A 23417-nucleotide genomic window follows, 5' to 3' on the forward strand; every position below is an offset into this window, starting at 1 on the left:
GAACTGCCTTCTTCGGCGACTGCTGAAGTGGCGCCAAAGCCGCCCTAGAAGAGCACTTACAGGTTGAGATTGACACATTGGGAGTACTCTCTGAAATCAGTGCATGAAATGTCGAACAAGTCGGCTACGGCATCTTTTGGTGAAAGAATAGGCGAGTCAAGAATTGGCCAGATGACCGCCACACTCGGATCATCCCAGCGAATACATCGCTCATGCTCCGACGCGTAGTAATCCGTCGTCTTGTAGAGAAACTCGGCGGTGTCGCTGAGCGTCAGAAAGCCATGGGCAAAGCCGGGCGGAACCCAGAACTGCTTTTTGTTCTCGGCCGAGAGAATCTCACCCACCCACTGTCCGTACGTTCTTGAGCCTTTTCTGGTGTCGACCGCGACATCGAAAACTTCGCCCTGCACGACACGCACCAGCTTGCCTTGCGGCTGGACGACTTGATAGTGCAAACCACGCAAGACGTTTTTGGCGCTTTTCGAATGATTATCCTGAACAAAGGCGACATCCAGCCCCGTTGCTTCCTGAAAGGCTTTTTGATTGAAGCTTTCGAAGAAAAACCCCCGGTCATCACCAAAAATTTTTGGCTCGATGACAAGAACTTCAGGAATCGCAGTTGGCGTGACTTTCATTAGTAAATCTTTGTCTTTAGCATGCCAAGCAAATACTGACCATAGCCGGTCTTGGCATACGACTGGGCAACATTGACCAATTCATCGTCAGAAATCCACTTCTGACGCCAGGCAATTTCTTCCGGACAGGCAACTTTCAGACCCTGCCGCTTTTCAATTGTGGCGATAAATTGCCCCGCCTCAAGCAGCGAATCATGTGTACCGGTATCGAGCCAGGCATAACCGCGCCCCATGATTTCAACCTTAAGCTGATTGCGCTCTAGGTAAACACGATTGACGTCGGTAATTTCCAACTCGCCGCGTGCGCTAGGTTTGATCGATTTTGCGATGTCGACCACGGCATTGTCGTAAAAATAAAGGCCGGTGACGGCGTAGCGAGACTTTGGCTCAGCCGGCTTTTCCTCGATCGAGATGGCACGTTGCTCAGCATCGAAGGCAACGACACCGTAACGCTCCGGATCCGTCACGGCATAGGCAAAGACAGTCGCCCCCTGGGTGTCGGCATTGGCCGAATGCAACAAATCGCTGAATTCGTGGCCATGAAAGATGTTGTCGCCAAGAATCAGCGCCGAGGGATCATTACCGACGAAATCAGCGCCCAGAATGAAAGCTTGCGCCAGGCCATCCGGGCTGGGTTGGACGGCATACTGAAGATTGATCCCCCACTGACTACCATCACCGAGCAACTGGGCAAAACGCGGCGTGTCCTGCGGCGTCGAAATGACCAGAATATCGCGGATTCCCGCCAGCATCAGCGTGGTCAGCGGGTAATAGATCATCGGCTTGTCGTAGATCGGCAGCAGTTGCTTCGAGACCGACAAGGTGGCCGGATAAAGCCGGGTACCGGAACCACCGGCCAAGATAATGCCTTTACGTTTGATCATGTACGCGCTCCGTAATTCCGGTCCAGCCACTGGCGATAGCTGCCACTCGTCACCTTGGCCACCCACGCCTGATTATCGAGATACCACTGCACCGTCTTGTGGATGCCCGTTTCAAAGGTTTCTGCCGGTTTCCAACCCAGCTTGCGCTCGATTTTGCTTGCATCGATGGCATAACGGCGATCATGCCCCGGGCGGTCCTTCACGTAAGTAATCTGCGCCTTGTACGGCTTGCCGTCTGAACGCGGACTGAGTTCGTCAAGAATCATGCATAGCGTATGAACCACGTCCAGATTGGCCTTTTCATTCCAGCCGCCAACGTTATAGGTCTCGCCAACCCGTCCTGCTTCGAGGACGCGGCGGATCGCACCGCAGTGATCTTTCACGTAGAGCCAGTCGCGGATTTGCTGACCGTCGCCATAAATAGGCAGCGGCTTGCCGGCCAGCGCGTTGTGAATGACCAGCGGGATCAGCTTTTCCGGAAAGTGGTAAGGACCGTAATTGTTCGAGCAATTGGTGGTCAGCACCGGCAAACCATAGGTGTGATGGTAAGCCCGCACCAGATGGTCGCTCGCCGCCTTGCTGGCTGAATAGGGACTGTTCGGCTCGTAGCGATTGGTTTCGCTGAACGCCGGGTCGTCATGCGCCAGCGAGCCATAGACTTCGTCGGTCGACACGTGCAGGAAACGGAATGCCGCCTTGGCATCATCCGCCAAGCCGCTCCAGTAAGCGCGCACCGCTTCGAGCAAGCGGAAGGTGCCGACGATATTGGTCTGAATGAAATCTTCCGGGCCATGAATGCTGCGGTCGACATGCGATTCGGCGGCAAAATTGAGGATGGCACGCGGCTTGTGCTCGGCCAGCAAACGACTCAGTAGTTCACCATCGTCAATGCTGCCGTGAATGAAAATATGGCGCGAATCCCCTTGCAGACTAGCCAGGTTATCGAGGTTCCCGGCATAGGTCAGCGCATCGAGATTGAGCACAGGCTCATCGCATTGCGCCAGCCAGTCGAGCACGAAATTGCTGCCGACAAAACCAGCGCCACCGGTGACCAGAATCATCTACCCTCCCCCCTTCAAACTGAACGAGGAAACATCGCTACGCTGCATTACTCGGCCGCTCTGACGCGCAAAAAACTGGCAAAGCGCGGCAAACCATGGCGCGTCAAATCGCGATAACGATAGGTCACCGTCGCCCCGATGGCCGGCGGATTATCACGCTGCGCATCACTCAAGCCGGTGCCCAGTGAAAACTCGCGCCCATCATCGGTTTTCACGCGCAAGGCACCGAGTCGCCCGGTGTGTTTTCCCTTACCCGGCAAATGCGCGATGACCACAGCCTCGGCATCCTCCCAGGGCTTGACCTTGAGCAAGGTATCGCTGCGACCGGTTTCGTAAAGCGCATCGGCGCGATGCAGCATCAAGCCTTCGCCGCCGGCCTTGACCACTTCGTTGAGCCGCTTTTGCAGGCTGTCACGGTCAACCACAGGTAATTGCTCAATTTCACGCAACCAAGAGACATTGGCCTGACGAACGAGTTGCCGAATTTGCTCGGCACGTTGACGGAAATCGCCCTCACCGCCAGGCAGTTCGAAAATCATGTAGCGGACCTGGCGCCACTCGGCATCATCCGGCACGTCGCGCCGGACAATCCCGGAAAGCCGCTCGAAAGTACCGCGCCCGAGCCACAATTCGCCATCCAGCGAACGCTTCGGCAAACCATCAAGGAACCATTGCGGCGCATTGATTTCGCGTCCGCTGCGAAAACGCAGGGTTTTTCCATCCCAAACGGCCCGCACACCGTCCAGTTTTTCGCTGACCAGATAACGCGTCACATCGACCTGATTGCGATAGACCTCGGCCAGCAAAATAGCAGGCGCTGCGGCATGCGGCAAGGCAGGGAAAAACAACACCCAGGCAAGCAGAATGATCCGCCACAGCCCCGCCATCAGTCCCCCGCCCAATCGCGGCGTGCCTTGCGAGCCACGCCGAAGACTTCCTCCAGGCGGACACCGTCGTTTTGAGCCAAGGCCAGTCGCAACTCATCGAGTTGCGCCCGATAACTATCAAGCTCACCAAGCAATGCCTCACGATTGGCCAGACAGATATCACGCCACATTTCCGGATGGCTTGCTGCAATCCGGGTGAAATCGCGAAAGCCCGAGGCGGCAAAAGTGAAAAATACGTCAGCATCCTCGCGCACGGCGAGATCGTGCACCAAGGCAAATGAAAGCAGGTGCGGCAGATGGCTGACGGCGGCGAAAACACGGTCATGCGCCTCCGGTGTCAGCTCGTAAATATCCGCTCCACACAAAGACCAGGCGCGTTTGATATGGTCAAGCGAGTCGTCGCTGTTCTCCGGCAAAGGCGTAACAACAACCTTCTTGCCCTCATACAAGTCGTAACGTGCCGCCGACGGACCGCTATTCTCGGCCCCGGCAATCGGGTGCGCCGGAACAAACTGGCTAATTCGGTCACCAAAGGCGGCGCGCGCAGCGGCGACAACATCTCCCTTGGTCGAACCACCATCGGTAACGATGGTATTCGGCCCGAGATAAGGCGCAATGCGGTTGAAAATCTCCGGCATCTGGGCGACCGGCGTCGCCACCAGAATAATGTCGGCATCTTCGATTTCGTGATTCGGATTGATGCCAGCCCGGTCGATCACGCCCAACTGCTGCGCCGAACGCAAGGTCGCCGGCGTGCGCCCGAAACCGACAACCTCCTCCACCGCGCCCGCTTCCTTGAGCGCGAGCGCGAACGAACCACCGATCAGACCGGTCCCGAAAACAACAAGTTTGCCGAACTCCGGCATTTAGAGCGCCTTCTCCAGCGCCTCCAGGAAGCGCGCATTTTCGGACTCTTTGCCGATCGTGACGCGCAACCACTCCGGCAGGCCGTAGCCGCCGATCGGACGCACAATAACACCCTGCTTGAGCAATTTCTGGTTTACCCCGGCACCATCGCCAACCTTGAAGGTCACGAAATTACCGTGCGGGACGATGTACTCAAGCCCCAATTTATCCAGCGCCGCGATGATCTGGGCCATGCCACGCTGGTTCAGTTCATAACTTGCGGCCACGAACTCAACATCATCAAGCGCCGCAATCGCTGCTGCAATGGCCAGATTATTGACGTTGAACGGCTGACGGACGCGATTCATCAAATCGGCGATTTCGGCTGAAGCAAGGGCATAACCGACGCGCAAACCGGCCAGACCGAAGATTTTCGAGAAGGTCCGCGTCACCACCAGGTTCGGGAAATCCTTGATCCAGCTGGCCGTGTCGACACGCTCGGCCGGCGGCAAATACTCGTTGTAAGCCTCGTCGAGCACGACCACGACATCCTTCGGTACGCTTTCCAGGAAAGCACGGATCTCCGGATAAGGCAGGAAGTTGCCGGTCGGATTATTCGGATTGGCAATCCAGACAATTCGCGTATCAGGCCGGATGGCGGCACGCATGGCCGCCAGATCGTGACCAAAGTTCTTTGCCGGGGTGGCAATCAACTCTGCCCCGGTCGACAGCGTGGCCAGCGGGTAAACCGCAAAGGCATGCTGGGCAAAAACGGCTGAACGGCCAGGCGCCAGAAAAACACGAGCGATCAGATCGAGTACGTCGTTTGAACCGTTGCCGAGCACCACCTGATTGGGATTCAGTGCAGCACGATCCGCCACTGCCTTGATCAGATCGAACTGATCGGGATAACGCTCGATGCCGCCAATCGCAGCCTCAACAGCCAGCTTCGCCTTCGGGCTCATGCCCAGCGGATTTTCATTCGATGCCAGCTTGACGATGCTTTCGACCGGAATGCCCATTTCGCGGGCCAGTTCGGTGATCGGCTTACCCGGCTGGTAAGGCGAAATAGCACGGACATACGACAAGGCTTGTTCAGCAAGACTCATGGGAGCAATCCTCAATAAACCGCAACCGGGTAGGACCCGAGAATTTTCATGTAAGCCGCACGCCGGCCGAGTTCATCAAGCGCCGCCTTGACCGGTGCATCGTCACGATGCCCTTCGACGTCGACATAAAAAACGTATTCCCACAGCGCATTGCGTGCCGGCCGTGACTCCAGGCGGCTCATCGAGACACCGGAAGTCGACAGCGGCAACAGCAGTTCATGCAGCGCCCCGGTGCGATTCGGCGCCGACATGATCAGCGAAGTCTTGTCGCGACCGGACGGACCGGCATCGTGGCGACCGAGCACCAGGAAGCGCGTCGTATTGTTCGGCTCGTCTTCGATATTTTCAGCCAGACGCGGCAGGCTGTAGCGCGCCGCAGCTGCCTCACCGGCAATCGCCGCCGTACCGGCTTCTTCGGAAGCCTTCTGGGCAGCCTGGGCATTGCTGCCGACCGAAATGCGCTGGGCATTCGGCAACATCCGGTTCAGCCATTCGTGGCACTGGGCCAAGGACTGGGCGTGGGAATAAACACGAGTAATGTTGTTCAGATCCGTTTCGTTGGTCAGCAAATTCTGGTGAATACGCAAAACCACTTCGCCGCAGATTTTGAGCTGCGTACCGAGCAACAGATCCATCGTCCGACCGACCGCGCCCTCGGTTGAGTTTTCGACCGGAACCACGGCGTATTGCGCGTGACCGGACTCCACTTCACGGAAGACATCGTCGATCGACGACTGCGGCAATAGACGCGCGGCATGACCAAAGTGCTTGGTCGCGGCAGACTCCGAGAAGGTGCCGAGCGGACCGAGGAAGGCGATGCCTAATGGCTGCTCAAGCGACAGACAGGCGGACATGACCTCGCGGAAAAAGAAGGTAATGTTTTCGCCCAGCAAGGGACCAGGATTTTGCTCCTGCAAACGACGCAAGACTTGCGCCTCGCGCTCGGGACGGTAGATGTAGCCGGCGTCGCCATGCTCAGCCTTGATCTCACCAACCTTTTGCGCGCAACGGGCGCGCTGGTTAAGCAGGCGGAGCAATTCGGCGTCAATGCCGTCAATTTCGGTGCGCACACCGGCCAGGGCCTTCTGCAGTTCGTCGCTCATTGTGGATTAACCGTTGCGTTTGGCGAAATCGTTCATGAATTCCACCAGCGCCTGAACACCGGCGAGCGGAACCGCGTTGTAGATCGAGGCACGCATGCCGCCGACCGATTTGTGGCCTTTCAGCGAGACCAGGCCGGCAGCCTTCGACTCTGCCAGGAATGCCGCATCCAGCCCGGCATCAGCCAGCGTAAACGGGACATTCATGCGCGAGCGGCAATCGACATCGACCGGATTGACATAGAAATCACCGGAGTTGTCGATGCATTCGTACAAAATACGTGCTTTTTCAGCGTTGACCGCGTCAATGCCCGCCAGACCGCCCTGCTTCTTCAACCACTGGAAAACCAGCCCGGCAATATAGATACCGTAAGTCGGTGGCGTGTTGAGCATCGAACCATTTTCGGCCATCACCGCGTAATCCATCACGCTCGGAATGGTCAGCGGCGCCATGCCGAGCAACTCTTCGCGCATGATGACCAGCGTCAAACCGGACGGACCGATATTTTTCTGCGCCCCGGCATAGATCATGCCGAATTTCTCGACATTGACCGGACGCGACAGGATGTGCGACGACATGTCGGCAACCAGCGGCACGCCGGTATCGGCAATGCGCTCGGCCGGAATCTCGACGCCGTGAATCGTTTCGTTGGTGCACACGTGCAGGTAAGCAGCGAAGGGATCAAGCTTGATCTCTTCGGCCACCGGCAAACGCGTGAAGGCACTGCCTTCCGTCGATGCGGCACAGCGCACCGAACCGATACGCTGCGCTTCCTTCAGGGCCTTCTTGGACCACGAGCCGGTCACGATGTAATCGGCCGAACGACCGGCCAGCAGGTTCATCGGGATCTGAGCGAACTGCTGCGTCGCACCGCCCTGCAGGAAAAGCACCTTGTAATTGGCCGGAATCCCCATCAACTCGCGCAGGTCGGCTTCGGCCTGCTCGATGATGCTGGTGAACTCCTTGCCGCGATGGCTCATCTCCATCACGCTGCAACCGGCGCCGTGCCAGTCGAGCAGTTCTTCCTGCGCCTGGCGCAGGACTTCTTCTGGGAGAGCAGCCGGACCGGCGCTGAAATTCCAGATTCGACTCATCAGGCTTCTCCACCTTCTTCAACGTTCGGTGCCGGGGTTTCAGGGGCAGCCTCGACGACCGCCTCTGCCGCATCGCCCTCGGCTTCCGCTTCGACTTCAACGACGGACTCGGCCACTTTTTCGAGGCCAGCCAGCTTTTCGCCCTCATCGAGCGAAATCAGGGTGACGCCCTGGGTAGCACGCCCCATGCCGCGAATTTCAGCAACACGGGTCCGGATCAGCACGCCACCGGTCGTGATCAGCATGATTTCATCTTCGTCGCTGACCAGCTTGGCACCAACGACCGTCCCATTGCGTTCGCTATCGGCAATGGCGCGAACACCTTGCGTACCGCGACCGGAATGACGGAAATCGGCCAAAACGGTACGTTTACCGTAGCCATTCTCGGTCGCCACCAGCACCGTCGCCTGATCGCTCTCGGCCACCAGCAGGGAAATGACCGACTGGCCTTCCATCAGGCGCATGCCGCGCACGCCGCGAGCACCACGGCCCATCGGACGAACATCTTCCTCGTCGAACCAGACCGCCTTGCCAGCATCAGACACCAGCACGATGTCGCTCTGGCCGGTGGTCAGCTCGACGCCGACCAGGATATCGCCTTCGTCCAGCGCCACGGCGATGATGCCGGCCTTGCGCGGGTTGGAGAAGTCGGACAGCGGCGTCTTCTTGACCGTCCCCATGACCGTCGCCATGAAGACGTACTGGTCATCGGAGAATTCCTTGACCGGCAGCACGGCATTGATCCGCTCGCCCTCTTCCAGCGGGAAGAGATTGACGATCGGCTTGCCGCGGCTGGTCCGGCTACCCTGCGGCGCTTCGTACACCTTCAGCCAGTAGCAACGGCCGCGATTCGAGAAGCACAGGATGTAATCGTGCGTATTGGCGACGAACAGGTGATCGACGAAATCTTCGTCCTTGATCGCCGCCGCCTGCTTGCCACGCCCGCCACGACGCTGCGAACGGTAATCGGCCAGCGGCTGGGCCTTGACATAACCACCGTGCGACAGGGTAACCACCATGTCCATCGGCGTGATGAAATCTTCGATACCGAGTTCCTGCGTGTGCAGCACGATTTCGGAGCGACGCTCGTCGCCGAACTGCTCGCGGATCGCGGTCAGTTCGGTAACGATGATTTCGGTGATGCGCTGCGGCTTGGCCAGGATGTCGAGCAGATCGAGGATCTTGGCCATGACGTCCTTGTACTCGCTGACGATCTTGTCCTGCTCCAGACCGGTCAGGCGCTGCAGACGCAGTTCCAGGATGGCCTGGGCCTGTGCATCGGACAGGCGGTAGCCCTGCGACGACAAGCCGAATTCCGGCGCCAGACCATCCGGACGCGACGCATCCGAGGCGGCCCGAATCAGCATTTCCTCGACAACCGGACTGCGCCACTGACGTTCCATCAAACCACGTTTGGCATCAGCCGGCGTCGGTGCTGCCTTGATCAGCGTGATGATGTCATCGACATTGGACAGCGCGACAGCCAGACCTTCCAGGATATGGCCACGTTCGCGCGCCTTGCGCAGCTCATAGACCGTACGGCGCGTCACCACTTCGCGGCGATGCGACAGGAAGCACTCAAGCATCTGCTTGAGGTTGAGCAAGCGCGGCTGGCCATCGACCAACGCCACCATGTTCATGCCGAAGGTGTCTTGCAGCTGGGTCTGCTTGTAGAGGTTATTGAGGATGACCTCGCCGACTTCGCCACGCTTCAGTTCGATGACGATACGCATGCCCGATTTGTCGGACTCATCGCGAATATCGGAGATACCCTCGATTTTCTTCTCGTTGACCAGTTCGGCGATCTTCTCGATCAGCGACTTCTTGTTAACCTGGTAGGGAATTTCATCGACGATCAGTGCCTGACGCCCATTGCCCTTTTCCATGTCCTCGAAATGCGTACGGGCGCGCATGACCACGCGACCGCGACCGGTCTTGTAACCTTCGCGCACGCCCATCACACCGTAAATCAGTGCAGCCGTCGGAAAATCGGGGGCTGGAATGTATTCGATCAGATCGTCAATGGTGATTGCCGGGTTTTCCAGCAGCGCCAGACAACCGGCGATCACTTCATTGAGGTTGTGCGGCGGAATGTTCGTCGCCATGCCGACCGCAATACCGGAAGAACCGTTGATCAGCAGATTGGGAATACGCGCCGGCATAACCAACGGCTCATGCTCGGAACCATCATAGTTCGGCCCGAAATCGACGGTTTCCTTATCGAGATCTTCCAGCAACTGGTGGCCGATCTTGGCCATGCGCACTTCGGTGTAACGCATCGCTGCCGCGCTGTCGCCGTCCACCGAGCCGAAGTTGCCCTGACCATCGACCAGCATGTAGCGCAGCGAAAAATCCTGCGCCATGCGAACGATGGTTTCATAAACGGCGGAGTCACCATGCGGGTGATATTTACCGATCACGTCACCGACGATACGAGCTGATTTCTTGTACGCCTTGTTCCAGTCGTTGTTCAACTCGTGCATCGCGAACAAGACGCGGCGATGTACCGGCTTCAGGCCGTCACGCGCATCCGGCAGGGCACGACCGACAATCACGCTCATCGCGTAATCGAGATAGGAACGCCGCATCTCGTCTTCGAGGCTGATCGGCAGAGTTTCTTTGGCGAATTGGTCCATGTCTCACATTCGCACCGCTTGCGCGATGCCGTATTAGTTGAATCGAGCGTAATTTGTTATTTTAACACGCCACCATCAATGAACAGACGTCGTTTTCCATGACAACAACACCTGAAATCATCGACCTGCTGATCGAGTCCCGCTGGATTGCTGCGGTCGACCCTGATGTGGTACTGAAAAACCATGCCGTAGCCATTCACAACGGCCGAATCATCGACATTCTGCCCACCGGCGAAGCACGGGCACGATATCGGGCGGAGGAACGAGTCACACTCGCCGAACACATCCTCATTCCCGGCCTGATCAATCTGCACACACACGCAGCCATGTCTCTCATGCGCGGACTGGCCGATGACCTCCCCTTGATGGAATGGCTGCAGGAACACATCTGGCCAGCCGAAGCAGCACACATGTCGGCACAATTCGTGTACGACGGCACCCGCTTGGCCTGCGCCGAAATGCTCAAGGGCGGCATCACCTGCTTCAGTGACATGTATTTTTATCCCGAAGCAGCAGCAACTGCCGTAGCCGAGTTCGGCATGCGCGCAATGCTCGGCATCACAACCCTGGAGTTCCCGACCCCTTACGCCAGCGACGCCGATGACTACATCGACAAAGGCCTCGCTGCCCGCGAAAACTGGCTCGACCATCCACTGATCGGCTTTTGCCTGGCACCACACGCCCCCTACACCGTCTCCGACCTCACTTTCGAGCGCATCCTGACGCTTTCGGCACAACTCAACCTGCCGATCCACTGCCACGTTCACGAAACACGCCAGGAGCTGGCCGACAGCCTCAAGCTATACGGGCAAACACCACTTCAACGACTACAGAAACTAGGACTAACCGGCCCCTCATTCATCGGCGTACACGCGGCTCATAATGAGGAAAGCGATCTGGCAACACTGGCCGACAGTGGCAGCAGCATCGCGCACTGCCCGACATCCAACCTGAAACTGGCGAGCGGGATTGCCCCTGTCGCAAGAATGCGACAACTCGGCATCAATGTGGGCCTGGGCACCGATGGTGCAGCCAGCAACAATCGACTCGACCTGTTCGGAGAAATGCGACTGGCCTCACTACTCGCCAAAGGAATCTCCGGCGACGCCAGCGTCCTGCCGGCCAACGAAGTCTTGCGCATGGCAACACTCAACGGCGCGAGCGCACTCGGCCTCAGCCATGAAACAGGATCAATCACCATTGGCAAGGCTGCAGACCTCTGCGCGGTCGAGCTTGGCAACCTGGAAACGCAACCTTGTTTTGATCCGCTGTCGCATCTTGTCCACGTTGCCGGACGGGAAAATGTCAGCCATGTTTGGGTCGCCGGAAAGTGTTGCGTAGACCACAAAACTTTACGCACGAATGGGCAAAATGACTTGGATTCGGCCATTGCCCTATGGCAAAATAAGCTTGAAGTCCGCGGTGAGGCTTAGTTTTAGCTGAATTTGCGGGTCAAGGATTTTTAAATTTTCTTCAACGAGGGAAAACAATGATCAAAAACATCGCCAAGAAAACACTGGTTCTGGCCCTGCTGGCCGGTATCGGTTTCGCTGCTACTGCTCAAGAACGCGTTTACGTGATCGACCAGCGCGACGTCGTCGCCAAGTCCGGTTTCGGCCTGTGCTGGCGCACCGGTTACTGGACCCCGGCTGCTGCCGCCAAGGACGCTGCCGGTTGCGAATGCGACAAGGACCTGCTGCCGAAGGAAGCCTGTGAAGCTGCTGCCAAGGGCGCTGCCGGCGGTGCTGCCGTTGCTGGTCCGAAGCCGTCCGGTGAAAAGATCACCGTCGCTGCCGACGCCCTGTTCGACTTCAACAAGGCTGTTCTGCGTCCGGCTGGTAAAGCCAAGCTCGATGAGCTGGTTTCCAAGGCCAAGGCCATCAAGCTGGAAGTGATCCTGGCCGTTGGCCACACCGACCGTATCGGTGGCGATGCCTACAACCAGAAGCTGTCTGAAAAGCGTGCTGCTGCCGTCAAGGAATACCTGGTTTCCAAGGGTATCGAAGCCAACCGTGTTTACACCGAAGGCAAGGGCGAGAAGCAGCCGGTTACCGGCGACAAGTGCAAGGGTAACGGCAAGTCCAAGGCCCTGATCGACTGCCTGCAGCCGGATCGTCGCGTTGACATCGAAGTGATCGGCACCAAGTAATCTGCCGAAGCTTCAACAAAAAGCCCCGCCCAGCGGGGCTTTTTCTTTTCATCCACTTTCATAGACCAAAATGCTCAACGCTGATCCCGCAGAACTCGATAAATTTGGCGAACTTGCTCACCGCTGGTGGGACCCGAATAGCGAATTCAAGCCCCTGCACGACATCAATCCACTGCGACTGGACTGGATTAACCGCAACGTCGGACTTTCCGGTAAAAAAGTGCTTGATGTGGGTTGTGGTGGTGGTTTGCTTTCGGAAGGCATGGCCCGAATGGGCGCCGATGTCATCGGCATCGACCTCTCTGAAAAACCGCTTGGCGTCGCCCGCCTGCATTTGCTGGAAACCGGCCAGAAGGTTGACTACCGCAAGATCGCCGTCGAACAGCTGGCGGAAGAAATGCCCGGCGCCTTTGACGCGGTCACCTGCCTGGAAATGCTCGAACATGTCCCCAACCCATCGAGCGTCGTCAGCGCATGCGCTCGCCTGGTCAAACCCGGTGGGCAGGTTTTCTTTTCGACACTGAACCGCAATCCGAAATCCTATCTGTTCGCAGTGCTCGGTGCGGAATACATCCTCAAGATGCTACCCAAGGGCACCCACGACTACGCCAAGTTCATCAAGCCATCGGAACTGGCTCGCTGGGCCAAGCAGACTGGGCTGGAGCCGGATGAAATGCTGGGTATGAGCTACAACCCGCTGCTCAAGGAATATTCACTGGGACAGGACACCAGCGTCAATTACCTGTTGCGCACCACCCGGCATGTTTGAAGCGGTTCTCTTCGACCTGGATGGCACGCTGGCTGACACCGCCCCGGACCTGGGCGGTGCCGCCAATTTTTTGCTCCAGGAAGAAGGTCGACCGCAGCAAGCTCTCGACAAGCTGCGCCCTTACACCTCACAAGGTGTGCGCGGCTTGCTCAAGGCCGGCTTCGATCTCGATCCCGGATCACCGGAATACGATCGACTGGCTGAGCGCTTCCTGGAAATCTATGCTGAGCGGCTGTGCGATCAAAGCACCTTGTTCAACGGCATTCCGGATTTGCTCGATCAACTGGAAAACCGGGGACTCAGCTGGGGCATCGTGACCAACAAACGAATGCGTTTCACCGATCCGCTGGTCAAATTGCTAGGACTGACACCGCGCACCCGCTGCGTTGTCAGCGGAGACACGACACCGGAGGCCAAACCCTCGGCACGCCCGATCCTGTACGCCTGCCAGAACCTCAAGGCCGACCCGGCACGCAGCATTTATGTCGGCGATGATCTACGCGACATCCAGGCAGGACGAGCCGCCGGCTGCTTCACCGTGGCCGTCTCTTATGGCTATCTCGGCCACAATGGGCCGCTGGAGACTTGGGGGGCCGATCTGATCATTGACCACCCATCCGAACTGGCCGACTACGTGGCTAGCTGCGTCGGGCAGAAATAAGCAGGTTGCGCGGCGTCAACTGCCGAGAACAAAAAACACCCAGCTCAACGCGATAGCCGCTGATCTCGAGAAATCCGGCCAGATCAAGCGCCAGCCAGACTTCAAGTGGCCGGCGAAAAGCGTGTCGAACCACAGAAAAGCGCATCACCTGGCGCTGCCGCTGCCACCCCTGCGCCTCGAACTCGGCAGCAGAACGATTGCCCGGCACCGGCAAAGCCTCGCGTTCAGCCATCAAGGTCAGAAAATCCTCAAATGGCAGCCGAAACCAGGCGGCCGGGACCGGCTTGAAGGTTTTATAAACATTGCCGGACACTTGACGGCGATACGCATCAAACCCCAGTTTCCAAGCCATTTCCTTATCCCGCAGGCGCGCCAGCCTGGGCGATGCAGTCACTGTTTCGGTCACCGCCAGACGCGTATCGTCGCGCGTCAGGACAGTTGCCAGCCTCGGCGACAAGGGTTGATATGACTGGGTAACGCCCCGGTGGTAACAGCACGGCGCGACATCAAATTGCTTCACCTCCCGCGCCACACCATGACGGATCAAGCGGCGATGCAACTCGCCACAGGCATGCAGGGCTACCGCATGCTGACCAGACTGCGGCCAATCTGTCACGGTCAACGCATCCGCCTCAAGAAATTCCTGCGGCAATTGCTGACGAGCAGCCAACTGCCGCCCCTCCTGACAAAGCTGACGATCGATTTCCAGCGTGCTGACAGGCATCTGCCACTGCAGGGCAAGCAAACGGCCGAGATGCCCCTTGCCGCCACACCAGTCGATCACAGGCAGGGCCTGATGCGCTGTGGATGCGGCAAAAGCCTCGATTTGTTCTCGCTTTCGCCCGGGAATGTCACGACACCAACGCGGCCCATGTTCGACCATCGGCACTTTCGCTCGCTCCGGCAAAGCCGCCAGCGCAACAAGATCGCCCCACTCAGGCTGATGCCTGGCCAGCAAGGCCAGGGCCGCCGCACCGTCATCGTTCAGCCGGCTGACCTCGGCCTCGGACAAGGCATTCAGTTCATCAAACAAAGCCGGATAGCTTTCGCACCAGGCTGGCAAGGGCTCACGGAATGGTTGCGGATGCCAGCACGGCCGACTGGCGGCGAGCAGAGCATCAATGTCACGCTGACGTACCGCGAGATTCATTTCAGCGCAGCTCGTTGCTCACGTCGACGGTAAGCGCTCCAGGCCGGCAACAAGGCCAGCACCAGGACCAGCACAGCCAGCCCGATTGGCCAGAAAACCGGCGGATTCCACAATTTTCGTGCATTGCTGCGGTCGACCGTGTCAATTCGCTGATATTTCAGAATGTTGTTCCCGACTTCACTTGGCTTACGATTTTTCAACCAGCGATGGCTCAAGGTATAGCTTTTGGGATGAAAGCCGAAGACCCAGGGAGCATCATGGTGCAAAAGCCCGTTCATTTCGCGGACGATCGCCAGACGCTCCGGCGTGTTGTCCATATTTTTCATGCGGGCGAACAAGCGATCAAACGCCGGATTGGCGTAATTCGAAGCATTTTCACCCCCTCGAACGACCTTGCCTTCATTGCCATCGAGCAGGAAAAAGAAATTTTCCGGATCGGGGTAATCGGCATTCCAGCCCAGATAATAGAGTTGGACATTACCCTTGCGTATCTTGTCCTGGAAACGATTGAAGTCCGTCGAACGGACAACCAGCTGGATGTCGATCTTGGCAAACTGACGGACCAGCCAATCCAGCCGGGATTTTTCACCGCTTCCTCCGCCGGTCGTATCAAGATTGACGACCAGCGGCTCCCCTGTTTTTTCATCGCGCCCGTTCGGATAGCCCGCCTCGACCATCAACTGGCGCGCCTGCTCGATCGGCTTGCGCTTGGGCTTGCCATCGACCCAGTCATAGACCACACGATCGATTCCCGCTTCGCCATTCTCGTAACCGAAAATCCCCGGCGGCAAAGGCCCTTGCGCGGCAATGCCCCGGCCATTGGCAAAAATCGAAATGTACTCTTCCTGATCGATGGCAATTGAAATTGCCTGCCGCAAACGGGTTGACCGCGGCACCAGCCCGCCGACGACCGGATCGAGCATATTGAAGCCCATGTAGAAGGTCGAACTCTTGACCGAGGTCAGCAGCCGGATACCCTTGGCCTGCATTTCGTCAGTCAGCCCCACCTCGCCACCGACATTGACGCGAACCGCCTGATCGAAGCTATCCGAGGAAATCCCGGAAGCATCGTAATACCCCTGCAGGAACTTGTTCCAGTAAGGAATGGCCTCCTTCTCGCGGGTAAAGATTGCCCGATCGATGAACGGCAGCGATTTGCCGCAATCGTCCAGCAACCCCGTTGCACGATCGCTCGCCTCACCTTCGCAGGGATAAGTCTGGCCGTGGAAATTCGGATTCCGGACAAGCACCATGCGACGATTCGGATCATTCTCAGCCAGAAAATACGGCCCCGTTCCAACCGGCCACCAGTCCAGTGAGAAGTTCTTCGCCGCCATGCCCGGCTGGCTGAAAAAGCGGTCGACCTCACGCGGCACCGGCGCAAAGAACGGCATCGCCAGCCAATAAAGAAACTGTGGATACTTGCCCTTGATACGGATGCGCCAGGTCAGTGCATCGACTTTCTGAACGCCCGACAAGGCATGCTCATCGAGGTCCAGCCAGGCATCTTTCGGCAAGGCTTTGGCCGCCTGCCCAAGCGATTCGCCCAAGGCTTGCAAACCAACGATCTTGTCGGCCATCATGCCAAAAATCGGCGAATGCAGACGCGGATGAGCCAGTCGCTTGATCTGGTAGATGTAGTCATCGGCGGTCAGTTCGCGTGTTGCCGTTGCTGCAAAGTCGCCCAGTGATTGACGACCATCGGCCGCACTTTTGCCCAGGTAAAGCGGTTGACCGTGCGCATCGAGCGCAAAAGCCGGATGCGGCTGAAAGCGGATGCCCGGCTTCAATTTCAATTCATACACACTCTCGACTACCTTCTCCGGTGCCACATCAGCCGGTAACTCACGGCCCGCGGCATCGAAAAACCGCGGCTGCGGCACGGCCTCGACGGTAGCCGGCATCAATTCGTAGGGACGCTTGAGATAGTGATACTGCAAGGGCGGTTCATAAATCTGCCCGGTAAATGCCAGCTCATCCTCGGTGTAGGACTGGGCCGGATCAAGATGCTTCGGGCGTTCGGTGAATACGGTGTAAAGAATATTCTGCCCGGCATCTGCAGCCGGATAGGGATCGTTCCAGGACTGCCCGCAACCGGCCAGTAACAGGAAGAAAGAGAGGCAGGCAAAATTTGTTCGCATGGGCGAGAGTTTAACAAATGACGAGTTGACCGCCCGGACACGATTTGCCCACAATGGCCCAAACCCGATAACAAAAAGGCAAGCCATGCTCGACACCCAAATCCCCGACTTTTCCCTGCCAGCCACCAGTGGCCAGACGTTCAACCTTGCCGCCCAGGCCGGCAAGATCGTGGTCATCTATTTCTACCCCAAGGACAGCACGCCGGGCTGCACCACGCAGGGACAGAATTTCCGTGATCTGCATAACGAGTTTGCCGCGGTCGACGCAGTGATTCTGGGCATTTCCCGCGACAGCCTGAAATCGCACGAAAACTTCAAAGCGAAGCAGGAATTCCCCTTCGAGCTAGGATCGGACAGCGATGAAGCCGTATGCAATCTGTTCGGCGTCATGAAAATGAAAAACATGTATGGCAAACAGGTTCGTGGCGTGGAACGCAGCACCTTTATCATCGACCGAAAAGGTGTTCTGCGCCGCGAATGGCGTGGCGTCAAAGTACCGGGCCACGTTCAGGAAGTACTCGATTTCGTCAAAACGATTTAACTCCTTTTCCCACCCCGACCAAAGGCCCACTCCATGCCGCGCAAGCCCGCAGCCTCAAAGAAGCCCGCCGTTACCAAGATCTTCGTCCTCGACACCAACGTGCTGATGCACGATCCCAGCAGCCTGTTCCGCTTTGAAGAGCACGACGTTTTCCTGCCGATCATGACGCTGGAAGAGCTCGACAATCACAAGAAGGGCATGTCCGAAATTGCCCGCAATGCCCGCCAGACATCGCGTACGCTCGATGAACTGCTGGCCGCCAACGGCGAGGATGACATCGACGAGGGCATCGATCTTTACGGCCCATCAGCCAAACTGGCCAGCGGCCGCCTTTACCTGCAAACCGAAGCAATCAGCGCCGATCTGCCACAAGGCCTGCCGACCTCCAAGGTCGATAACCAGATCCTTTCGGTGGTCATCCACCTGCAGAAAAAATTTCCCAAGCGTCCGGTCATCCTGGTGTCGAAAGACATCAACATGCGCATCAAGTCGCGCGCCCTCAACCTGCTTGCCGAGGACTACTTCAACGACAAGGTGCTCGAGGATACCGACATCCTGTACACCGGTACCCGCGCCCTGCCCGACAATTTCTGGGACAAGCACGGCAAGGGCATGGAGTCGTGGAAAAAGGAGGCCAAGACCTACTACAAGGTCAGTGGCCCGCTGTGCCCGCAAATGCTGGTCAATGAATTCGTCTGGATGGAAAAGGATGGCTTCACCGCCATCGTCAAGGAAACCTCCGGCAAAAGTGCCGTACTCGAAACCCTGGTTGATTACACGCATCCCAAAAATGCGGTATGGGGTATCACGGCACGCAATCGCGAGCAGAATTTCGCGATGAACCTGCTGATGAACCCGGACATCGACTTCGTCACCCTGCTCGGCCAGGCCGGTACTGGCAAAACCCTGCTGACGCTCGCCGCCGGCTTGACCCAGGTTCTCGAAAGCAAGCAGTTTGCCGAAATCATCATGACCCGGGCCACAGTCCCGGTCGGTGAGGACATCGGCTTCCTGCCTGGTACGGAAGAGGAAAAAATGGCCCCCTGGATGGGCGCGCTGGAAGACAATCTCGACGTCCTCACCCATACCGATGAAGCAAGCAGCGGCACCTACGGCGGCGACTGGGGTAAAGCGGCGACCAACGACATCATTCGTTCGCGAGTCAAGATCAAGTCGATGAACTTCATGCGCGGCCGGACCTTCCTGAAGAAGTACCTGATCATCGATGAAGCCCAGAATCTGACGCCCAAGCAGATGAAAACCCTGGTGACTCGCGCCGGTCCAGGAACCAAGGTTGTCTGCCTCGGCAATATTGCCCAGATCGACACTCCCTACCTGACAGAAGGGAGTTCAGGTCTGACTTACGTGGTCGACCGCTTTAAAGGCTGGGCTCACTCCGGTCACATAACGTTACAACGTGGTGAGCGTTCCCGCTTGGCGGACCATGCAGCCGAAGTGTTATAATCGCTGGAAATAACCAAAGGGGCCGTGTCAGCGACACGGCCTTTTCGTTTCAGCCACGGGCTGCTCTGCCGGAGGAAACTTTTGAAACGTCGTGATTTTCTAGTATCTGCCGCCGCTCTGACGCTTTTTGCAAGCGAAGCTGCCGCCGCAAAAAAACACAGCAGTGCCAAGGCTACTGCGGGCAAATCGTCTTCATCGAAATCCAGTGGTGCCAAGAAAGGCGCCACCTCGAAAAAGTCCGGACAATCGACGAAAAAAGGACGGCACAGCTATCGCCAGGTAGCCGCCGGTCCCGTCACGCACACGGCCGACGATCCTGTCATCGAAAGACCCCCACAGGGTACTTCTGCCTCGCGCCTGCCGCCCGTCAAGGCAGCCGAACCACCCAGCGAATGGCGTACCTACGAAATCACCACTACGGTGAACCTAAAAAACACCAGTGGTCAAAGCAAGCTCTGGCTGCCGTTGCCACTGAATCAGGACACGCTCTTCCAGCGCACCCTGGGTCACTCGTGGGGTGGCAACCCAAACAATTCGAGCATGCGACGCCTACCCGATGGCGATCTCGAAGTATTTCGCTGCGAATGGAAGGAGAGTGGCGAGGCAACACTTCAGCTCACCACCCTGGTCACGACCGCGGACCGTCATTTCGACGTGACAAAGCGCACCGTTGCGCCTGAGCGCGAAGATATTCTCCGACGCAACCTGCAGGCCTCCCAGTTGATCCCGAATGATGGCCTCGCATTCCAGCTTGGAGAGCGAATTGTTGGCCGCATCAAGGACCCGGTCGCCCAGGCGAAGGCAATTTATGACTGGGTCGTCGATAACTCAATCTATGACCCCAGCCTCCCTGGCTGCGGCACTGGCGATGTCCGCAAGCAGCTGATTCAAGGACAGTACGGTGGACGCTCTGCCGATATCAACGGGCTTTTTGTTTCGATTTGTCGGGCCATCGGCATCCCGGCACGCTGTGTCTACGGCTTGCGCGTAGGGCCATCGCGCCTGTTCCGCAGCCTGGGCTTGAACAGCAGCGACGCAACGCGCGGACAACACGTCCGGGCAGAGTTCTACATCCCTGGCTACGGCTGGATTCCGGTCGATCCCAGCGATGTACGCCGCTCGATTGCACTGGAAGGCTACTCGGACCGCGACAGCAAGCTTCTGTCGCTGAAAAAAATCCTGTTCGGCGTATGGGAAATGAACTGGATTGCATTCAATGTCGGCAGTGACATCACCCTGCCCGGACAGAGCCGGATACTGCCCTTCCTGCTGCTTCCACAGCTCGAATCAAATGCCGGGCGGCTTGATGGAACCAACCCGGCAGCTATTCAATATACGATCAGCACACGCGGTGTCGAGCTCTGAAACCTAGTTATCCGAGCTGACAAAACCACCGCCAGCCAGATTCTGGAAGCGGGTGAACTCACCCACGAAGTTCATCCGCACCGTTCCTGTCGGACCATTACGCTGCTTGCCGATAATCACTTCGGCAATCCCCTTGTCCGGGGTATCCGGCTTGTAATATTCCTCGCGGTACATCATCAGAATAACGTCCGCGTCCTGCTCGATAGCGCCGGACTCGCGCAAGTCAGACATCATCGGACGCTTGTCGGTTCGCTCTTCGACCTTTCGGGAGAGCTGAGAAAGCGCCACGATAGGAACCTGCAACTCCTTGGCGAGGGATTTGATCGAGCGTGAAATTTCGGACACTTCCGTTGCACGGTTTTCTCCCTGCTTGTTACCACTCATCAACTGGATGTAGTCGATGACCAGCAAGCCGAGCTTCCCGCCATACTGCCGCGCCAAACGTCGTGCCCGAGCCCGCAGATTGGCCGGGCTGAGACCGCCGGTCTCGTCGATATAAATTGGTGCCTCATGCAACTTGCCGAGGGCAAAGGAGAGTTTTGACCACTCCTCGTCATTCATCCGGCCGGTTCGAAGATTCTGCGAGTTCAGACGTCCGATTGAAGCCAGCATCCGCATGGCCAACTGGGCGCCACCCATTTCCATCGAAAACACTCCGACCGGCAAACCAGTGTCGACCGCGACATTCTCCGCGATATTCAAGGCAAATGCCGTTTTCCCCATGGATGGGCGGCCGGCCACGATAATCAGGTCCCCCGGCTGGAAACCGGAGGTCTTTTGATCAAGGTCGATAAAACCGGTTGGCACGCCGGTAATGTCCGACGGGTTATCCCGGTCGTGCAGCTCCTGGATGCGCTCAACCACCTGGGTCAGCAAAGGGTTGATGTGCACAAAACCTTCACTGTGCCCAGCCCCTGCTTCGGCGATCTTGAAAATCTTGGACTCGGCTTCGTCGAGCAAGGTTGCCGCATCACGCCCAAGGGGATTCAAGGCATCAGAGGCAATTTCATCTGCCGTCGCGACCAGTTGGCGCAACACGGCACGCTCTCGGACAATTTCAGCGTAACGCCGGATATTTGCAGCTGACGGCGTATTTGCTGCCAGTTCGCCCAAGTAAGCCAGGCCACCGGTCTGATCGCTTTCTCCTGCCGCATCGAGCGCCTCGGCCACGGTAACGACGTCAGCCGGCTTGGCTCGTTCGAGAAGGCCACGAATCTGACGAAAAATTCGCCGATGCTCATCACGATAGAAGTCGCTATCGGTGAGCAGATCGCCCATTCGGTCCCATGCCTGGTTATCAAGCAGGAGACCACCAAGAACGGATTGCTCGGCCTCGATCGAGTGCGGCGGGACACGTAGCTGAGCGAGGGAAGGATCGACAGATTTTGGTTTTGGCGGACGCTGGTTCATCGGGAAGAGTGTAAATTAAAAAGGCCTCGCAAATGCGAGGCCTTTCAATGAAACAGAGTAAGCGAAATTACTCGGCAACCACAGCCACATTGATGTTGGCCAGCACGTCGGTGTGCAGGGCAACGTCGAGCGGGAATTCACCGATCGTCTTGAGCGGGCCTTCCGGCATGCGAACAGCTGAACGATCGACGGCAAAGCCGGCAGCCTTCAGTGCTTCAGCAACGTCGGCATTACCGACGGAACCGAACAGGCGGCCATCCATACCGGCCTTGCGGGCAACGGTAACGGTGGTGCCGTTCATCTTGTCGGCAACGCCCTGGGCTGCAGCCAGCTTTTCAGCGGCCAGCTTTTCCAGTTCAGCGCGACGAGCTTCAAACTCAGCCATGGCAGCAGGCGTAGCACGCTTGGCCATACGCTTCGGGATCAGGAAATTACGGGCGTAACCGTCCTTGACCTTGACGACATCACCGAGGTTACCGAGGTTAACAACCTTCTCGAGCAGAATGATTTGCATGTTTCGTCTCCTCGAAAATTATTGATGGTTATCGGTGTAAGGCAGCAGAGCCAGGAAGCGGGCGCGCTTGATTGCGGTGCCCAGCTGACGCTGATAGCCGGCCTTGGTACCGGTCAGACGAGCCGGCATGATCTTGGCGTTTTCCTGGATGTATTCCTTGAGAACGTCTACATCTTTGTAGTCGATCTGTTCGACCTTTTCAGCCGTGAAGCGGCAGAATTTGCGACGCTTGAACAGGCCGCCACCGCGCTTCTTTTTCTTGTCGTCATCCTTCTTCTTGAAGAATCGAGCCATTTTCGTTTCCTTCCAAAAATTCTATTGAGTGCACATGCAGTACGGGCATTTTGCTGTTGCGATTTCTGGCAGCCAGAAAACCTGTCACTTTGACACCCCCACTCAGAGGGACTGCTTCAAGCCAGCGGGCAGAATCACCCAAGGCCAAAACAGCAATTTCCACTTCTACCAGGCGCTCTGTTTTGTTTTCAATCTGTGAGGAGCTGTGTTGCAGCCATCCTTCACTGACTGGAATTCCTGCCGGCGTGTAGCGCAACGCTTTACGCTCAAGCAGCTTTCCAGTGATTTCAAGACAGTTCAGCCGTAATCCCGTACAAATATCCGTTAAGCAGCCGGTGCTTCGACGGCAGCTTCACCAGCCAGCAAAGACTTGGACTTTTCTTCCTTCATCATCGGGGAAGGAGTCGTCACAGCAGCCTTCATCTTGACGGTCAGGTGGCGCAGAACAGCGTCGTTGAACTTGAACGAATGTTCGAGTTCATTGAGCGTTTCACCTTCGCACTCGATGTTCATCAGGACGTAGTGAGCTTTGTGGATCTTCTGGATCGGGTAAGCCAGCTGACGACGGCCCCAATCTTCAAGACGGTGGATCGTGCCGTTCTTTGCGGTAACGATGGCGCGGTAACGCTCGACCATGCCTGGCACTTGTTCGCTTTGGTCCGGGTGGACGATAAAGACGATTTCGTAATGGCGCATGCAAACTCCT

Annotated in this window: 23 protein-coding genes; 7 read left to right on the forward strand and 16 right to left on the reverse strand. The window is 57.4% G+C overall.

Translation table 11 applies throughout. The features are described 5' to 3' along the window. Positions 1-56: 56 nt before the first annotated feature. The 9 genes from rfbC to gyrA are packed head-to-tail and all read right to left on the reverse strand — an operon-like array spanning position 57 to position 10253. Positions 57-635, reverse strand: a complete 579-nt coding sequence (rfbC, locus tag KI614_RS10390; protein ID WP_226405473.1) for a dTDP-4-dehydrorhamnose 3,5-epimerase — start codon at positions 633-635, stop codon at positions 57-59. Next, on the reverse strand, positions 635-1519 hold the full coding sequence (gene rfbA / locus KI614_RS10395; RefSeq protein ID WP_226405487.1) for a glucose-1-phosphate thymidylyltransferase RfbA: 885 nt from the start codon (positions 1517-1519) through the stop codon (positions 635-637). Before rfbA ends, rfbC begins: the two co-directional genes overlap by 1 nt. After that, positions 1516-2580, reverse strand: a complete 1065-nt coding sequence (rfbB, locus tag KI614_RS10400; RefSeq protein ID WP_226405489.1) for a dTDP-glucose 4,6-dehydratase — start codon at positions 2578-2580, stop codon at positions 1516-1518. The genes rfbA and rfbB overlap by 4 nt, the downstream gene beginning before the upstream one ends. A 47-nt stretch (positions 2581-2627) precedes the next feature. Continuing rightward, positions 2628-3467 (reverse strand): DNA ligase, encoded by an 840-nt coding sequence (locus KI614_RS10405; protein ID WP_226405491.1) that lies wholly within the window; start codon positions 3465-3467, stop codon positions 2628-2630. Continuing rightward, positions 3467-4333: a prephenate dehydrogenase gene (locus KI614_RS10410; protein WP_226405493.1), complete on the reverse strand. Its 867-nt coding sequence runs from the start codon at positions 4331-4333 to the stop codon at positions 3467-3469. The genes KI614_RS10405 and KI614_RS10410 overlap by 1 nt, the downstream gene beginning before the upstream one ends. Beyond that, positions 4334-5422 (reverse strand): histidinol-phosphate transaminase, encoded by a 1089-nt coding sequence (hisC, locus tag KI614_RS10415; RefSeq protein WP_226405495.1) that lies wholly within the window; start codon positions 5420-5422, stop codon positions 4334-4336. A gap of 11 nt (positions 5423-5433) precedes the next feature. After that, complete coding sequence (pheA, locus tag KI614_RS10420; RefSeq protein ID WP_226405497.1) at positions 5434-6525, reverse strand: prephenate dehydratase; 1092 nt, start codon at positions 6523-6525, stop codon at positions 5434-5436. Positions 6526-6531: 6 nt separating this feature from the next. Further along, positions 6532-7617 carry a 3-phosphoserine/phosphohydroxythreonine transaminase gene (gene serC / locus KI614_RS10425; protein WP_226405499.1) on the reverse strand — a complete coding sequence of 362 codons (1086 nt, stop codon included), beginning with the start codon at positions 7615-7617 and terminating at the stop codon, positions 6532-6534. Next, the gene (gene gyrA, locus KI614_RS10430) at positions 7617-10253 is read right to left on the reverse strand and encodes a DNA gyrase subunit A (RefSeq protein ID WP_226405501.1); all 2637 of its coding nucleotides are present in this window, start codon (positions 10251-10253) and stop codon (positions 7617-7619) included. The genes serC and gyrA overlap by 1 nt, the downstream gene beginning before the upstream one ends. A 98-nt stretch (positions 10254-10351) precedes the next feature. On the opposite strand from gyrA, the gene KI614_RS10435 reads away from it, so the two are divergent. The 4 genes from KI614_RS10435 (at position 10352) to KI614_RS10450 (ending at position 13832) form a co-directional block, all read left to right on the forward strand. Next, on the forward strand, positions 10352-11686 hold the full coding sequence (locus KI614_RS10435) for a TRZ/ATZ family hydrolase (protein WP_226405503.1): 1335 nt from the start codon (positions 10352-10354) through the stop codon (positions 11684-11686). Between the two features lie 56 nt (positions 11687-11742). Next, positions 11743-12402, forward strand: a complete 660-nt coding sequence (locus KI614_RS10440) for an OmpA family protein (protein WP_203467005.1) — start codon at positions 11743-11745, stop codon at positions 12400-12402. Positions 12403-12472: 70 nt separating this feature from the next. Continuing rightward, positions 12473-13171 carry a bifunctional 2-polyprenyl-6-hydroxyphenol methylase/3-demethylubiquinol 3-O-methyltransferase UbiG gene (gene ubiG / locus KI614_RS10445; protein WP_226405505.1) on the forward strand — a complete coding sequence of 233 codons (699 nt, stop codon included), beginning with the start codon at positions 12473-12475 and terminating at the stop codon, positions 13169-13171. Next, on the forward strand, positions 13164-13832 hold the full coding sequence (locus tag KI614_RS10450) for an HAD family hydrolase (protein WP_226405508.1): 669 nt from the start codon (positions 13164-13166) through the stop codon (positions 13830-13832). The genes ubiG and KI614_RS10450 overlap by 8 nt, the downstream gene beginning before the upstream one ends. Here KI614_RS10450 and KI614_RS10455 read toward each other — a convergent pair. Continuing rightward, complete coding sequence (locus tag KI614_RS10455; protein ID WP_226405510.1) at positions 13810-14982, reverse strand: methyltransferase; 1173 nt, start codon at positions 14980-14982, stop codon at positions 13810-13812. The genes KI614_RS10450 and KI614_RS10455 overlap by 23 nt on opposite strands. Beyond that, positions 14979-17123 (reverse strand): ABC transporter substrate-binding protein, encoded by a 2145-nt coding sequence (locus tag KI614_RS10460; RefSeq protein WP_226405512.1) that lies wholly within the window; start codon positions 17121-17123, stop codon positions 14979-14981. The genes KI614_RS10455 and KI614_RS10460 overlap by 4 nt, the downstream gene beginning before the upstream one ends. 85 nt (positions 17124-17208) lie before the next feature. Here KI614_RS10460 and KI614_RS10465 point away from each other — a divergent pair, with 85 nt between their 5' ends. The 3 genes from KI614_RS10465 to KI614_RS10475 all read left to right on the forward strand — a co-directional run bounded on the left by KI614_RS10465 (position 17209) and on the right by KI614_RS10475 (position 20493). Then, on the forward strand, positions 17209-17664 hold the full coding sequence (locus KI614_RS10465; protein ID WP_226405525.1) for a peroxiredoxin: 456 nt from the start codon (positions 17209-17211) through the stop codon (positions 17662-17664). Between the two features lie 33 nt (positions 17665-17697). Beyond that, positions 17698-19128 (forward strand): PhoH family protein, encoded by a 1431-nt coding sequence (locus KI614_RS10470; RefSeq protein WP_203467011.1) that lies wholly within the window; start codon positions 17698-17700, stop codon positions 19126-19128. A gap of 81 nt (positions 19129-19209) precedes the next feature. Further along, a complete protein-coding gene (locus tag KI614_RS10475; protein WP_226405527.1) occupies positions 19210-20493 on the forward strand; it encodes a transglutaminase-like domain-containing protein in 1284 nt (427 codons plus the stop codon). A gap of 3 nt (positions 20494-20496) precedes the next feature. On the opposite strand, the gene dnaB is transcribed toward KI614_RS10475, so the two are convergent. The 5 genes from dnaB to rpsF form a co-directional block, all read right to left on the reverse strand. Next, positions 20497-21903, reverse strand: a complete 1407-nt coding sequence (dnaB, locus tag KI614_RS10480) for a replicative DNA helicase (RefSeq protein WP_203467013.1) — start codon at positions 21901-21903, stop codon at positions 20497-20499. 67 nt (positions 21904-21970) lie between these two features. After that, a complete protein-coding gene (gene rplI / locus KI614_RS10485) occupies positions 21971-22417 on the reverse strand; it encodes a 50S ribosomal protein L9 (protein ID WP_203467014.1) in 447 nt (148 codons plus the stop codon). Between the two features lie 18 nt (positions 22418-22435). Continuing rightward, positions 22436-22711 carry a 30S ribosomal protein S18 gene (gene rpsR, locus KI614_RS10490; RefSeq protein WP_027458986.1) on the reverse strand — a complete coding sequence of 92 codons (276 nt, stop codon included), beginning with the start codon at positions 22709-22711 and terminating at the stop codon, positions 22436-22438. Then, on the reverse strand, positions 22683-22967 hold the full coding sequence (priB, locus tag KI614_RS10495) for a primosomal replication protein N (RefSeq protein ID WP_239003021.1): 285 nt from the start codon (positions 22965-22967) through the stop codon (positions 22683-22685). The genes rpsR and priB overlap by 29 nt, the downstream gene beginning before the upstream one ends. A 68-nt stretch (positions 22968-23035) precedes the next feature. Then, positions 23036-23407 carry a 30S ribosomal protein S6 gene (gene rpsF, locus KI614_RS10500; protein WP_203467015.1) on the reverse strand — a complete coding sequence of 124 codons (372 nt, stop codon included), beginning with the start codon at positions 23405-23407 and terminating at the stop codon, positions 23036-23038. Positions 23408-23417: the final 10 nt, after the last annotated feature.

The organism is Dechloromonas denitrificans, from assembly GCF_020510665.1.
GTDB classification, from domain to species: Bacteria; Pseudomonadota; Gammaproteobacteria; order Burkholderiales; family Rhodocyclaceae; genus Azonexus; species Azonexus denitrificans_B.